At 61.6% G+C, this 14,558-nt stretch carries 14 protein-coding genes and 1 tRNA gene; 8 read left to right on the forward strand and 7 right to left on the reverse strand.

Going from position 1 to position 14,558, the window contains the following annotated elements; translation table 11 throughout:
- Nucleotides 1-332: 332 nt before the first annotated feature.
- The gene (locus HVO_RS13530) at nt 333-1,460 is read left to right on the forward strand and encodes an HNH endonuclease family protein (RefSeq protein ID WP_049914773.1); all 1,128 of its coding nucleotides are present in this window, start codon (nt 333-335) and stop codon (nt 1,458-1,460) included.
- Between the two features lie 47 nt (nt 1,461-1,507).
- On the opposite strand, the gene HVO_RS20205 is transcribed toward HVO_RS13530, so the two are convergent.
- Entirely contained in the window at nt 1,508-2,536 is a 1,029-nt protein-coding gene (locus HVO_RS20205) for a tyrosine-type recombinase/integrase (protein WP_004041725.1), read from the reverse strand.
- A 286-nt stretch (nt 2,537-2,822) separates the two neighbouring features.
- Between HVO_RS20205 and HVO_RS13535 the strand changes: the two genes are divergently transcribed.
- The 6 genes from HVO_RS13535 (at nt 2,823) to HVO_RS13565 (ending at nt 8,007) form a co-directional block, all read left to right on the forward strand.
- Nucleotides 2,823-3,059 (forward strand): DUF7563 family protein, encoded by a 237-nt coding sequence (locus HVO_RS13535; RefSeq protein ID WP_008610516.1) that lies wholly within the window; start codon nt 2,823-2,825, stop codon nt 3,057-3,059.
- An 88-nt stretch (nt 3,060-3,147) separates the two neighbouring features.
- A complete protein-coding gene (locus HVO_RS13540) occupies nt 3,148-4,779 on the forward strand; it encodes a DUF7845 domain-containing protein (protein WP_004041727.1) in 1,632 nt (543 codons plus the stop codon).
- Between the two features lie 316 nt (nt 4,780-5,095).
- On the forward strand, nt 5,096-5,485 hold the full coding sequence (locus HVO_RS13545) for a Fic family protein (protein ID WP_004041728.1): 390 nt from the start codon (nt 5,096-5,098) through the stop codon (nt 5,483-5,485).
- A 507-nt stretch (nt 5,486-5,992) separates the two neighbouring features.
- Nucleotides 5,993-6,220: a hypothetical protein gene (locus tag HVO_RS13550; RefSeq protein ID WP_004041729.1), complete on the forward strand. Its 228-nt coding sequence runs from the start codon at nt 5,993-5,995 to the stop codon at nt 6,218-6,220.
- A 271-nt stretch (nt 6,221-6,491) separates the two neighbouring features.
- Nucleotides 6,492-7,661: an ISH3 family transposase gene (locus tag HVO_RS13560; RefSeq protein WP_013035295.1), complete on the forward strand. Its 1,170-nt coding sequence runs from the start codon at nt 6,492-6,494 to the stop codon at nt 7,659-7,661.
- Between the two features lie 272 nt (nt 7,662-7,933).
- A tRNA-Lys gene (locus HVO_RS13565) sits at nt 7,934-8,007 on the forward strand.
- A 386-nt stretch (nt 8,008-8,393) separates the two neighbouring features.
- On the opposite strand, the gene pepF is transcribed toward HVO_RS13565, so the two are convergent.
- Together pepF and HVO_RS21645 are read right to left on the reverse strand one after the other, a co-directional pair.
- On the reverse strand, nt 8,394-10,193 hold the full coding sequence (pepF, locus tag HVO_RS13570; protein ID WP_004041730.1) for an oligoendopeptidase F: 1,800 nt from the start codon (nt 10,191-10,193) through the stop codon (nt 8,394-8,396).
- Between the two features lie 82 nt (nt 10,194-10,275).
- Nucleotides 10,276-10,431, reverse strand: a complete 156-nt coding sequence (locus tag HVO_RS21645) for a DUF7563 family protein (protein WP_013035426.1) — start codon at nt 10,429-10,431, stop codon at nt 10,276-10,278.
- Between the two features lie 146 nt (nt 10,432-10,577).
- Between HVO_RS21645 and HVO_RS13575 the strand changes: the two genes are divergently transcribed.
- On the forward strand, nt 10,578-11,912 hold the full coding sequence (locus HVO_RS13575) for a M28 family metallopeptidase (RefSeq protein WP_004041731.1): 1,335 nt from the start codon (nt 10,578-10,580) through the stop codon (nt 11,910-11,912).
- Between the two features lie 9 nt (nt 11,913-11,921).
- On the opposite strand, the gene HVO_RS13580 is transcribed toward HVO_RS13575, so the two are convergent.
- The 4 genes from HVO_RS13580 to HVO_RS13595 form a co-directional block, all read right to left on the reverse strand.
- Nucleotides 11,922-12,248: a hypothetical protein gene (locus HVO_RS13580; RefSeq protein WP_004041732.1), complete on the reverse strand. Its 327-nt coding sequence runs from the start codon at nt 12,246-12,248 to the stop codon at nt 11,922-11,924.
- Nucleotides 12,249-12,367: 119 nt separating this feature from the next.
- Nucleotides 12,368-13,015, reverse strand: a complete 648-nt coding sequence (locus HVO_RS13585; protein WP_004041733.1) for an HAD family hydrolase — start codon at nt 13,013-13,015, stop codon at nt 12,368-12,370.
- A gap of 87 nt (nt 13,016-13,102) precedes the next feature.
- The gene (truA, locus tag HVO_RS13590) at nt 13,103-13,954 is read right to left on the reverse strand and encodes a tRNA pseudouridine(38-40) synthase TruA (protein ID WP_013035360.1); all 852 of its coding nucleotides are present in this window, start codon (nt 13,952-13,954) and stop codon (nt 13,103-13,105) included.
- Nucleotides 13,955-14,025: 71 nt separating this feature from the next.
- A complete protein-coding gene (locus HVO_RS13595; protein ID WP_004041735.1) occupies nt 14,026-14,472 on the reverse strand; it encodes a universal stress protein in 447 nt (148 codons plus the stop codon).
- Nucleotides 14,473-14,558 lie beyond the last annotated feature (86 nt).

Below are 14,558 nucleotides of genomic sequence, written 5' to 3' on the forward strand. Positions count from 1 at the left end.
GGACGTCTCAACTAACCAGCTTTGTGATGTACTGAGTCTGCGCAATTCGAGATGCTGCAGATCTCCACGATAACAAAAACGTAGAGAGCATACTCACGACACATGATAAGAACGGAGACGAAATACGAACTCTCCACCTCCTTGATGGAGACGAAGAAGCATACCAACATCTCTACGATGGAAGCCCAGAGCTGATTGAAGAGGATCACCGAATCCGTGAAGCATACGATTTCTTCAAGCAGAAGCTATCTGATCTGGATACCGATGAACAAATAGACCTTCTCAAGAACGTCGTCAACAATGTTGATTTAGTTCGGACTTCGTGTGGTAGTATGACTGCGGCGTACCAAGTGTTTCAAACACAAAACGACCGTGGGCTTGCGTTATCTCCGCTTAACCTCGCTAAAACAAAACTCCTAGAAGAGGCGAGTCTGGTTGGACTGAACGAGGAGTCCGTTAGACGCCGTTGGGAAAACATTTCCACCCGGTTAGAAGAAAACGACCAGGTGAGCAGCGCAGCCCCCCGAAGAGCGTTTACGCACTACTTGATTGTCGACGAAGAATACGACGTTCGGAGTAGAGTGACCACCAAAGACTTCTACCGGACATTCGCGGCTGCTTTGGACAAGCATGAGGGGGCAACAGAGATACGTCGATTCATCTCAAAGCTTGAGGACTACACAGACAGGTACATAGATATCCACGAAGGAACCGTTCGTAAATATCAGCGTAACAAGAGGAGTTTGATTAACGACCAAATGAGGTTCTTCCAGAGCAAGAATTCTCATGCTCCGGTTGTTCTCTTGTATCTTGTCGAGAACATTGATACAGCGGACGAGATGGAGAATTTACTGCGATTAGCGAACAAGCTGAATGTCCGTCTGAACTTGCAGGATGCTGCGCCAGCTTACCATCGAGACAGCATGTACCAACTTGTAACTAAGCTCATCGATAGTAAGCAGTCCAAGTGGGAGGATGAAGCAGAAGATCTAATAAAAGAACGTACCGTCAGCGACAAGCAGTTAAAAGAGATATTGAAAGGCCGAGAGCTTCCGAACAGCCGCTTCACCCGTTTCCTGCTCCGTGCTCTGGAAGAGGATTACTATAACGCTGGCTCTCGTGAGACCAGAATTGACCTTGACCAAGTCGATCTTGAGCATATCGCACCGCTTAGCTCTCTTTCATCGGAGAGATATAGCACATGGGCAGCGGTCTTCAATCATAATGAGGAACGCTTTGATCACTACAAATCCAGACTTGGAAACCTTACGCTACTTGCAGACCGGCAGAATTCGAGAGTAAGGAATGGCTCGTATGCTGAGAAGTGCGCTGAGTACGAGCAGTCAGATATTACCATGACTCAGAGAATTCCAGACAATTATCCTTCCTGGGGCTTTGAGACGATAGAAGACCGTACCCGGACGATTGCTCAAGATATCGTGAATTTGTGGGGTGTGTAAGACCTAGTTCAAAAATAGGCTAAAGGTTGCTGTGGATACCGTCCTATTCAGATATTGTTTAGGTAGCCTCTCCGTTGTTCTACCTTCTGTTCCTCGGTTCTCTGATCGTAGTGCTTTGAGAGAACTTGCTGACCAACGTTCATACGGTCGCTAACAACTTTCTCAGGAACATCACGAGAGAGGAAGTGCGTGATACTCCCTCGCCTCACGTCGTGCGGAGAGACTGAGGACGGGCACTTACTGGCACTCTTTCGGTGATCATCCAGAGCCTCACACGTCGCAACCTCACGGCCGTGTGGGCACTCTCCCGTGTATTCACACGGTCTTGTGAGACGGTACACGTTCTCCCGTATAGCCGTCCGAGACACACGCCCCTGAGATGTAGTGAATAATGGCTCACGGCCGTAGTCATCACTCATATCGGGACGCACATTCTCTATCCAGTCCGTAAGCACTTCACACGTATCCGGTCGGAGTGCAACTAGTCTCTCCCCCTCAGAACCATTCTTGAGTGGTGTGTCTTGCTCCGGCCTGTGGTGCAGTCTGATTCGGGCTTGTGGTTCATCGTAGTCCTGTAAGTCAAGCCCGCGTGCCGCTCCGAGACGGATTCCAGTCCGCCAGAGTAGGAGTAGAAGCGTATGCTGGAAAGAAGCGTACTGGAAGCGTTCTAGGCGATTCAGAATCTTTGTGGCTTCCTCATTCGTGAGTATAGTTTTCTTGTGGTCTTCGTTAGGCGAGAGAGACGGAGAGACAACAGACTCACACAGATTGTTCCTCACGGCGTCAATCCTCTCACAGAAGCGAATAAACACCCGTATCGTATCCATCTGAGTCTTCAGACTCACGTTAGATAGATTTCCTACCTCACGTCTCCAAAGGCGATACTGATGCATCCTCCGTCCACTCAGGACATTCAGATTCTCTATGTCTTGTTCATCACACCACCGTTGGAAGTAATCCAAGCGGTATCCGTGGGCCTTCAGCGTCGCCTTCGATACCTCTGTTTCTCGTTCTTGTAGGTACATCTCGACCGCTGTTGATGGGTCGATAGGTTCCAAGTCGTGTTGGTCTGGCATGGTTCTGTTTGGGAAGCCAGACTGAAACAGCGATACGTGCAATAGCACGCCCACAGACCTTGTTTTTGAGTTTATTTCATACAATGTCGCGGGTTCAAATCCCGTCGGGTCCGTCCAAATTTTTGGCGTTTTCTATATGTAGAAAACGTCCGACTCACGTCTTCTACCGGCAGGTCTCATCGCGGGTATATATACTCGCGAGCAGGGGCCGAAAAAGAGTCCACCACGAAACGGAACGCGGGTCGCCGCTGTCTTGCGGTCGGGCCGGGCCAACGGGGTGGTCGGCATGATGCTGCTCGACTCGGAGAGCCGAAAGAGCAGCTGTCTCAACTGCGGGTCACACGTCACCCGCGACTTCCGCCGCGTCTACGGTGACCGCGAGGACCGCGCGCACCGCTGTCACGAGTGCGATACGCTGGTTCGCCTACAGCGCGGTTCCGCGGGCGGTCTCGACGTTCCGATTCCGGACCCGTGGGACGGTGCTCCCGGTCGGCACGGCGGTAACCCGGAGCGGTGGCAATGACGGTTCGCTGTCCGTCCTGCAGCCGCGACAGCGACTGCATCTTCCGCTGTGAGTACTGCGGCCGCGATCTCGCGGAGGAGGACCGGCGGTGAGTTCCGTCGCGAGCGCGCCCCACGAGACGCGCGGTGATCTCCTCTACGACGAATACGGTTCGTCGCCGTACTGGGCGGTTCGCCAGCTGTACAACCACATCGACGGCGGTATCTCGAAGATCGAGATAGAAGTTCCCCGCCTCGAGGAGGACGGAACCGAGACGTGGGGGGTCTCGATGGGCTTCCACCAGTCGGGTCTGTCTCCGCGTGAGGCAGATACGGTGAACTCGCTTCTCGAGTACGACATCAACGCGTACGGTGAGGGAGAGCGGAAGCTTCCAGTCTGTGTGCAGCCGCGACTCGCGTGGTCCGACGAGAACCGTCCTGATAGCGTTCCTGCGACGCTTGGGCCTGCCACGAACGTGAAACTGCAGAACGTCGTGAATCTGGAGTTAGACGAGATACCTCACGTCTTCAAGTGGGTGATGCGCCGCGTGTGCGAGAAAGTCGGCTTCGACTGGTCGCGCAAGTATTTCGCCGAAGACCCACACAAGTTCTCGACGATAACCCAGCACGAGCGGTACCTGCGGATCGACCGCGATCAAGCGAAGAAGTTGGTCAGGCGCGACGGCGTCTTCATGCGGTTGTTCATGCTCTCGGCCGACATCGAGGGCTCGCACGTCGTCTACGATTCGAACAACGAGGACGTAGTCGGCTACAACCACCAGCTCCGGCTCGATCGGTCGGCTATTGCTGATCTCTTCCCGAACAGCCAGCACCGTCCTCGAGGACTACAGCTGAAGCACTACCACCCGCAGTACGTCCGAGAAAGTTCGGACGGTGACCCGCTGTACCACCCGAAACTCGGCGCGCTGTACAAGAAGAACCTGAACCGCGATCAGGCGGTCGCGTGGGACGACCGGCACGATCTGGTCGGCGACCTGGAAGAGAAATTGCTGAACGTCCTGTCGTGGGCGGACATCCCGACTCGACCCGGCATGTGGTTCGTCGCTGACGACCACTTCAGCGCGGTCGCGTCCGGTCGGACCATCGCGCTGTGGGACGATCCGACGCCGCAGATCGAAGCGTCCCAGGAGTCAGTCATCATGCGCACGCTCTCGCGTCTCTCAGACACGGATCGCGACGTGCTCAAGCACTTGGCACTCACCGACGGCGGAACGAGAGTCGGTGAACTCGAGGACGGTACCGGCTGGTCCTCCACGACGATCTACCGCGTTCTGCAGCGGCTCTCTGGGCTTCTCGAGAACGACGGCGGAGTCGTGAAGTGGGTCTCCTCGAAGATCGCGCAGGAAGTGCGCGAGCTGGTGAGTATCGCCGACGACGTGGTAGACTCGGTCGCCGGTCGGATCGAGAACGTACTGAACGTCGACCCGCGCGACCTAGAGCGGTCTGGTCGTGCCCTGCAGAACTGGCTGAACCGCTACGGCGCGGAGGTTGTCGCCGGAATGGACGACCGTGACGACCGCGTGCGGATTCGTATCCGGACGGTGCTCACTCAGTCGAAGAACTCCACGGCGACCGGCGAGTACCTTCCCGACGTGCTCGAGGAGGGATACAGCGCGTGGTGTGACGCCGGACTCGACTCGCGGCGGTTCCTCAACGCGATTGTGACCTATGACCGGGCGTACGGTCCCGTGCAGAACACGGTCGCTCGGAAGCACCTGTAGCCGGTGGCCGTCTGAGTGGCAACACTCTCGGCCAGTTCCTTCTTTTATATACTACGCTCCGATTTTAGGCTGAACCCTGTTTTCGGGTGGAGTTTCAATTCTCCGTGAGCGGCCGTGCTCGAGGAGATCGAGCGGGTGCTCTCCCGCTGGATGGGAAAGCCCCCTTAGGGAGTGTGACTAACGTCACAACTGGGGAAAAATAACCCTCCGCCTCCGCATCTCCACCTGATGCACGCGAAAGGGGTCTCAAAATGTCGTGCCTATTCGGGCGACGCGTAGCGCCCCATTTATGTTCAATTGCTGTGGACTCGGAGTAGTGAGCGACGAACTCCCCACCGCCAAAGAGATCTTAGCGACTCACGAGCTTGTGGAAGAGCATTGGGATCTCAAGTATCGTGGGACGCGCGTCGCTGCCCCGAGGTTGAAATTCAAACGACTACTCAGAAGGGTCTCGGAGTCCGAACCGGTGTACCCCCGCGCCGCTGCACTTCTGCGCGAAATCGCAACGGAGCACTACTTCGAAGACGGAAACAAGCGGACTGCATGGCTGACGATGCGCGACTACCTGGACCGCCACGGGGAGAAGCCAGCAGACACAGGAGAGACTGCGGTACAGGTGATGAAGCGAATTCGCCGTTTCGACACCGAAGAACTCGCTATCTGGCTGGTAACAGGAGATCTCGATCACGATAAACTCGAGCCGTGAACCACGGAAAGACTCAAGCCGATCTACTTCGTTGATTTATTCAATCAATGAGTCTCTCTCACCCCGACGAGGAATCCGACGACCACGAAGAGCGGATTGCTCGGTTCATCGAAGAGGACTTCGAGCTGCTCGACGCGCTTCACGAGTAACTCCCGAACGAATTTCCTCACCTGTTTTGACGGCAGTAGAAGACTGAGCGATAGCTGTTTCCAGAACCAGTCGCGTCTTTCAGAGTGACCTTTGACCCACGTCGATCTCGCAGCTCCTCGAGCACACCAACATCCGAAATCGAGTCGTCACCGGGAACCGACCACCACCGGAACCCCGCCAAACTGAACCATATAGTAAGTAATTATACGCCGCCAAGGGGGTGTGTGGTGGTGGCCGTTGCTCGAAGTGTGCGCGGTCTAGTAATTTTACGTTTGACACCGACCACGGCCTGTATTCGTGGTTGGTGACTTAGGAGATAGAACTAAGTAGGATTGGGTGGCCGGTGAGGTGTCAGCAATGGTATTTCGAAAGCTCCGGAACCACGACGGCACCCCGCTTGTTGCACTCGACCGTGACGATCTCGTCCTCGACGGCGTCATCGCTGCTGATGAGGATGAGCGCGAGGACCAGAACATGCACGTTCAGCGGTTGGGCAAAGGCGTCTACGTCGTTCGTCCGGTGCCGGAAGACGGACCGATCCAGCCGCTACACGAGACTGAGCTGTTGCAAGGGTTGGTCAACTAAAATCAGCCTCGAGAAACGATTTCTGATCCAATATTCAAATCCTACTTATCGTACAGGTCTAGAATATGCTCTTCTTGAAATCCCATCCCAAGAATAATACGCTGAATCTGTTCATCTTGGTCGGCCTTGAGATTCGTGTCGAGAACAGCTAATATGATACCTGAAGATAATGCTCTCAATAGACTCATCTGAAAACTTATGAATTCAAGAATACGATCCATACTCAGTACATCACAAAGCCTGTTAGTTGAGACGTCTGCTTGCTGAAGATGTGTCCAAGCAACCACAGCAAGCAGACGATGAAATCCACGAGGACCAGCTCCTTAACTTCCTCGTCAACTCTCTTGACGAGGAAGTTGCTCTCTCACTCGCTGAAAACGCTGAACTCGATGCTGAAGACATCTACGAGGTCCTCGTCGGCGCCTGCGCCGACGGGACCTCGGTCTCAACGCTCTGTGAGAGAAGCGAAGATGCACCCCACGAAAACTCCGTTCTCTACCATCTCCGCACTAAATTCGATCTAGAAACGCTCGAACAGGTTGGCAACACGCTCCTCCAGAAAGACGTTCTCGACGTCCTTCCCCAGCAGGTGGAGGTCTGCGCAGACCTCCACCTGCGGCCCTACTATGGTGACGAAGACGACACGGACGGCCTGTATCACTCACAAGCGAAGCGTGGAACCACCGCGTTCCACGCGTACGCGACGCTGTACGCACGCGTGAAGAACAAACGCTACACGCTGGCGGTGCGCCGTCTCGAAGACGGCGACACCGCCAGCAGTGTCCTCGCAGAGTTCCTCGGTATTCTCGACGGCCTTGACCTCGGTGTCAAGGCCGTCTATCTTGACCGCGAATTCTACGACAGCAAGTGTTTGACGCTGCTTCAGGCGCACAACCACGCCTACGTCATGCCGATCGTCCGCTGGGGACGGGCGATCAAGCGAGAACTCTCGGAAGGGTGGAGTCGCGTGATTCAGCACAGTCTGACAGCGAAACTCGACGGTCACAGCTGGACCGTCGAGTTTCCCGTCTACATCGACTGTACCTACCAGAACGGACGGTACGACGAACATGGGGTGGCGCGTCACGGCTACGCCGCTGACGCGCCGTTCATCGACTCACCACGAGACGCTCGATACCACTACGCGAAACGCTTCGGTATCGAGGCGAGCTACCGACTCTCTGAACAAAGTATCGCGACGACCTCGACACAAAATCCGGTTGTACGGCTGCTGTACGTCGTGGTGAGCTTGCTGTTACAGAACGTGTGGCGGTATCTGCACTGGGAGTACGTGGCGACGCCCCGCCGAGGCGGGCGTCGCCTCTGGCAGTGGCCATTCAAGGAGTTCATCAACATGATCCGACGGGCAGCGTGGACGGCCCTCGCGACGCGTCGGGCCGTCCCCGCGAACCGGCCACCGGACGACCGGTTCCACCGGTAACTCCCGACCGGGCTAGCCAACGGTGGGAGTGGCGACGCTGTCGCGTCGGCGGCAGCCGCCGCCGACAGCGACGGCTCTCCGCCGATCCGTCCATGATTCTCTCGTCGAAACCGCCAGTCCAACCGCTCCGCCACAGAACTCAGGCTTCAGAAACAGCTAGCCGAGGACGCTTTGTGAGGTACTGATATTATGGGGGACGTGAACGGGGTACAAAGCAGGAGGGGGCAGCGAAAATAAACGCTTATCAGTATCCCCACTTAAAGAAAATTCGAGGGCTGGTAGCTCAGTTAGGCAGAGCGTCTGGCTTTTAACCAGACGGTCGGGGGTTCAAGTCCCTCCCAGCCCGTTTCTACTCCGAACAACCGTGAGGAGTGAAACGGCTTCGAGAGATTGAACCCGACCAGTCGCGCACAGCGAAGCGAGCACGTCTGGGCCCGGTTCAAGTCCCTCCCAGCCCGTTTCTGCGACGAAGTACGTGCGGAGTGACACGGCTTTCTGATTCCTACGTCTCCGAGTGATAGCTTCATCAAGCCGTGTTGCACATTGCGTTGGCTACTTCCACTCCGTGGCTGTCGCTCTCGTCAAACTGGCACTTGTGAGAGTATCTTTCTATAAGGAGAGAACCCCGCCGCTTAGGGCGGGAGTGAATCCGACACTTCCCACGCAATCACCGTCGATTGCAGGCGGGATATGCAACGACAGGTCGGCTGACCCCGGCCTGCGATTTTTCGGTTATTCGAGGTCGAGGAGCATCGCGGCCTCGTCGAGGAATTCGGCGTAGACCGACATCGCGTCCTCGATGGGTTCGGGTTCGGTCATATCGACGCCGGCGGTTCGGAGCACGTCGAGGGGGTACTCGCTGCCGCCGAGCGCGAGCGCCTCGCGGTAGTCCGCCGCGGCAGACTCGCCTTCCTCGCGGATGCGCTCGACGATGGCCGCCGCCGCGGAGATGCCCGTCGCGTACTGGTAGACGTAGTAGTCGTAGTAGAAGTGCGGAATCCGCTCCCACTCGCGGGCGATGCGGTCGTCGGTCGCCGCGGGCTCGTAGTACGTCTCCTTCAGGTCGCCGTACAGCTCGTCGAAGCGGTCGGGCGTGAGCGCGCCGTCGTTCTCGATTATCTCGTGAATCTGGAGTTCGAAATCCGCGAACATCGTCTGGCGGAACAGCGTCGAGCGGAACCGTTCGAGGTACTCGTCGAGGACGTGCATCCGGAGTTCGTCGTCGTCGACGTTCTCCAAGAGGTACTCGGTCAGGAGCGTCTCGTTGACCGTGGAGGCGACCTCGGCGGTGAAAATCTCGTAGCTCGCGTCGTGCCACGGCTGGGCGTCGTTGGCGAGTTCGGAGTGCATCGAGTGGCCCAGTTCGTGGGCGAGCGTGAACATCGACGCCGAGTCGTCCTGGTAGTTCATCATGATGAACGGCTGGGTGTCGTAGGTGCCCGCGGAGTACGCCCCGGAGCGCTTGCCGCGGTTCTCGTACACGTCGACCCAGCGGTCGTCGAGGCCCTCGGCCATCCGCTCCTGATAGGCCTCGCCGAGCGGTTCGACGGCTTCGACGATGTACTCTTTCGCCTGCTCGTACGGAATCTCGGGGCCGTGGTCGCCGGTGAGCGACACGTACAGGTCCCACATCCGGAGTTCGTCCGCGCCGATGGCCTCGCGCTTCAACTCGGCGTGGCGGTGGAGGTGCCCGAGGTTGTCGCGGACGGTGTCGAGCAGGTTGTCGTACACCTCGACCGGGACGTTGGGGCCGTCGAGGGCGGCCTCGCGGGCGGTCTCGTAATCGCGGATGCGCGCGGTCTTCACGTCCTTCTTGACGCTGTTTTTCAGCGAGGTGCCGACGGCGTTGCGAACGTCGGCCCAGCGGTCGTAGAACTCCTCGTGGACGGTCCGGCGGAACTCGCGGTCGGGGTGCTTCTGGAGCTTCGTGAAGTTGCCCTGCGTGATTTCGACCGACGTCCCGTCGGGCTTTTCGACGGTCGGGAACTCGAGGTCGGCGTTGGCCAGCATGGAGTAGATGTCGCTGGACGCGCCGGTCACCTCCGAGAGGTCGGCGAGAACCTCTTCGACCTCCGCGGAGCGGGTGTGTTCTTTCGTCCGGAGCACGTCGTCGAAGTAGTGCTCGTAGGCGTCGAGTTCGGGCTCCTTTTCGACGAACTCGGCGACGCCGTCGCGGCCGAGTTCCTGCAGTTCGGGGTCGAGGTAGCTGACCGCGCTACGGGCCTTCGACGCCAGCGCCTCGGCGCGACCGGCCTGCGCCTGGTACTCCTGGTTCCGGGTGTCTTGGCTGCTGCGGAGGTTCGCGTAGGAGACGACCATCGACACCTCGCGGAGCACCGACTCCATCGTCTCGAAGAGTTCGAGGAGCGTCTCGGGGTCCTCGGTGGCGCGGCCCTCGTAGCTCGCCAGTTCGGGAACGCGCTCTGCGACGTCCTCGTACGCCGCCTCCCACTCCTCGTCGGAGGCGTAGATGCTGTCGAGGTCCCACTTGTACTCCTCGTCGATGTCGCTCCGCTCGGGAACCGAACTCATGTCGGGTACTGTGACGCGCGCGGCTGGTAAGCCTTATCAATCGACCGGCGAAGCGGGGACGAGGAGGGCGGCCGCGTCGCGGTTAGTGTCGGGTCGCTCTCGCTTCTCGGACCTGCGAACCGTCCCGGACTAAGTCCTCACAGTGCGGACAGACGCGGGGGGCGTCCATGCCCTCCGGGGCGAACACCCTGACGTAACCTTCCGTGACGAAAGAATTGCAGTTCTGACATGTAGGCATGGCGGTCGTGCGTACCACGTCAACTGAGTTAGATGTTGTGGGCGATTTTCGGCATCCGACACCGACCCCGACCGCGGCAGGTCGCCCGAGTCGACGCGGCCCCCGGCGGCGCAAACCACTTTGACCGGCGGGCGTGTGGAACTGCCATGGACGACCTCTCTCCCGCGGTCCGCGAGGCGTTCGCTCGGACGTGGGTCGACGACCGCCCGTGGGCGTTCCTCACCGACTTGACCGCCATCGGCGACCGGATGGCCGGCGGGCCGGGCGACCGACGCGCGAGCACGCTCGTCGCCGACGCCTTCACCGACGCGGGCGTCCGGCGCGTCGAGTTCGACCCCTTCGAGATGGCGCGCTGGACCCGCGGCGACACGACGCTCGACCTCACCGCACCCGACGAACGGCGCTTCGAGGCCGTCGCGCTTCCGTACGCTCCCCCGGCGACCGTCTCCGGTCCCCTCGTCGATGTCGGCTACGGCACGCCGAGCGAAATCGACGCCGCCGACGTGGACGGCGCGCTCGTCGTCGCCAGCACGACCACCCCCGCCGGCGGCCGGTTCGTCCACCGGATGGAGAAGTTCAACTACGCAATCGGCGCCGGCGCGGTCGGCTTCGTCTTCGTCAACCACGTCCCCGGCCAACTCCCGCCGACCGGGGCGCTCCGCTACGACGAGGAGGCCGCCGCCCCCGCGGTCGGCGTGAGCGCCGAAACCGGGTCGTGGCTGACCGACTACGCGGCCCGCGGCGGCGAAGCGACCCTCGCGGTCGGCGCCGAGACGACGCCCGGCGAGAGCCGGAACGTCGAGGGTCGCGTCGGCCCCGACACCGACCGCGAACTCCTCCTGTGCGCCCACTTCGACGCCCACGATATCGCTGAAGGCGCGCTCGATAACGGCTGTGGCATCGCGGTCGTCGTCACCGCGGCGCGACTCCTCGCCGAGATGGACCTCGCTCTCGGCGTACGCGTCGTCGGCGTCGGCGCGGAGGAACTGGGGCTAACCGGCTCCGAACATCTCGCGGACCGCCTCGACCTCGACCGCGTCGCCGCCGTCGTCAACGTCGACGGCGCGGGTCGGTTCCGCGACCTCGTCGCCCACAGCCACACCTCGGAGGCGACCGCCGCGGTGGCGACCCGCGTCGGCAACGAGACACGCCACCCGGTCGACATCGAACCCGAACCGCACCCGTTCAGCGACCAGTGGCCGTTCGTCCGCGCCGGCGTCCCGGCGCTCCAACTCAGGAGCGAAAGCGGCGAGCGCGGCCGCGGCTGGGGCCACACCCACGCCGACACCCGCGACAAGGTCGACGACAGAAACGTCCGCGAACACGGGATGCTGACCGCACTTATCGTCCGCGAACTCGCCGCGACCGCCGCCGACGGGGAGATTCCCCGACTCGACGACGAACTCGCCGCGGCGTTCCGCGACGCCGACTTCGAGACGGGAATGAAGGCGGCGGGCATCTGGCCCGACGGCTGGGAGTGAGTCCGGCGGTCAGTCGCGCGCGGGCGACTCGGTGTCGTCTCCTCTGTCGCCGCCCGAGTCGCGCCCCTCGCCGCCGTCGTCGCCGTCGCTGACTTCGACCGTTAGCTCCGCCGCTTCGAGCGCGCGTTCGGTCGCGGCCTCGACGACCATTCCGGCCCCGATGACGACGTAGAACATCCCGTAGACGAACGTCGGCACGGCCACGAGGAGATAGAGTGCGAGGCCGGCGATACCCGTCGTGCCGGCGAGAAAGCCGCCGACGGCGTTGCCGACGCCGATGATAAACAGGCCGAAGACGATGCGGAGGGTGGCGTCCCACGCGGCGGACCGATCCATGCGTGAGCCGACGGCGAGCCGCGTGATGTGTCTACTGGTCGATACGCGGCGCGGGGGCGCGGTGCGGACCCGCGGTGAAGGTCGCGGGGTCGCGGGAGTCGCGGGGGTTCTCCCGCGCGTCAGCACACCGCGAGCAGTTCGTCGAGCGAGTCGAGTTCGTAGGTCGGCTCGGCGGCCAACTGGTAGCCATCGCGGTGCGGTCGGCGGATGAACGCCGAGTCGATGCCGGCGCGGTCGGCCGCGACCACGTCGACGTTGCTGTCACCGACGTAGAGCGCCGAATCGACGCCGAGTTCGCCCATGGCGCGCTCGATGTAGTGCGGGTCCGGCTTCTTCACCCGCGCGCCCTCGACGGTCGGGTCGCGGCCGTAGGCCACCTCGAAGCGGTCACCGATGTCGAACACGTCCAGAATGTGCTCGATGGTCGCGTGCTGGTTGTTGCTCACGACCGCCAGCGGGTGGTCGATGTCGTCGAGGGCGGCCACGTCGTCGTACAGCGGTTTCGTCCCGTTTTCCAGACACGCCCGCTGGGTCGCCGCGGCGTGGGTCTCGTGGTGCGACCAAAAGTCGTCGACCGGCACGTCGTGGACCGCGCAGATGCGGCGCAGGCGTGTGAGGCCGCCGTTGATGACGCCGTCGACCGTCTCGGTCGTCGGCTCCACGTCGAACTCGTCGAACGCCCGCCTGACCGCCTCCCGCTGGACTTCGAGCAGCGTCGGCTTCGTCAGCACGCCGTCGTTGTCGAAGATGACAGCGTCGTAGCACATGGTCGAATCGTTCGGCCTCGACCGACGATAACGTTGCTATGTGCGACCCCAACCGCTCCGGAGGGCTATTGACCCCTCACGCGTCGGTCAACCGCGGTCTTCGCCGTCGCCGACGCGTCTGGCATCGCCCGCCCGCTCGACTCCCTCGCGGATGCGCGAGCCGACGCGCCAGCCGATACGGTCCGCCAGCGCCCGCTCTTCGAACGCCGCCGCGGCGCTCTCGGCGGCCATCGCGTCCACGTCGAACTCGACTTCCGGGTAGTCGACCGCCGTGAGAAGCAGGGGCGTCGGCGGCGCGGGTGCGATGCCCTCGGGGCCGTCGAGGTGGTCGGGACCGAGCGCATCGTCCACCTTCGAAAGTGGGGCCGCGTCCGACCCGACGGCGCGGACGAGCGAGACGAGTCGGCGGACGAGTTCGCGGGCGAAGCCGCCGGCCTCGACGCGCACGAGGAGGAAGTCGCCGTCGCGGGTCAGGCCGCCGTCGATGGCGCGGACCGTTCCGTGGTCGTCGGGCGTGAGGTTGCGGAAGTCGTGGTCGCCGCGGCAGGCGTCGAAGGCGGCTTTCGCCCGGTCGTCGTCGAACCCCTCCGTCGGCGCGTGGAGGTCGTAAACGTACTCGCGGCGGGTCGGCCAGTGCCGGGCGTGGAAGTCGTCGGGGGCGTCGGCGTCGGCCCACGCTCGGACCGTCCCCGGTAGCTCCGAGTTCAGCGCCCGCGGCGTACACCAGTCGGGACACTCGAATGCGACGGTCTGGGCGAGCGCGGAGACGCCGGCGTCGGTCCGCCCGGCGGCGGCGTAGTCGGTCGGCTCCTCGTCGTCGTCGCAGACGCCGAGCGCGCGGCAGGCGTCGAAAATGGCGTCCTCGACGGTGGGCACGTCCGGCTGTCGCTGGAACCCGTGGTACGGGCGTCCGTCGTAGGCGACGCGGAAGGCGCGCATGACGGGTGCTTGCTCGGCGGACTACTTAACCGACGCCACCCGCGCCGTCGCGCCCCGCCCGACCGCATCGCTCACTCGCGTTCGACCGGCGAGTCCTCGCTTCGGACGGAGAGCACCGGCACGTCGACCAGTCGGAGCACGCGCTCGGTGACGCTCCCGAGCAGGTAGCGCTCGATGCTGCGGCGGCCGTGGGTGCCCATCACGATGAGGTCGGCGTCGACCTCCTCGGCGTACCGGAGAATTGCCCGGTGCGGCGAGCCGTGTTCGACGGCCGTGACGACCTCGGTGCCGTCAGCCTCGGCCGCCTCGACGGCCTCGGAGACAATGCGCTCGCCTTCCGCCTCGTAGGCGCGGACGAGGCCGCCGGCGTCGAGTTGTGTCGCGTGGAGGGCGCGCTCGTCGACGACGTAGAGGGCGTACAGCGTCGCGTCCGTCGCCGCCGCGAGGTCGAGCGCGCGGTCGAGCGCCTCGTCGGCGGGGCCGCTCCCGTCCACCGGGACGAGAATCCTGTCGTACATGTCGCTCGCCCGTACGACGGGCGGAAACAAAAGGGCGCGCGCCGGTATCGGGGCGCGGGAATCGCGGCGGCGATGGGGGGCGGCGG

This window comes from Haloferax volcanii DS2, from assembly GCF_000025685.1.
Classification (GTDB): domain Archaea; phylum Halobacteriota; class Halobacteria; order Halobacteriales; family Haloferacaceae; genus Haloferax; species Haloferax volcanii.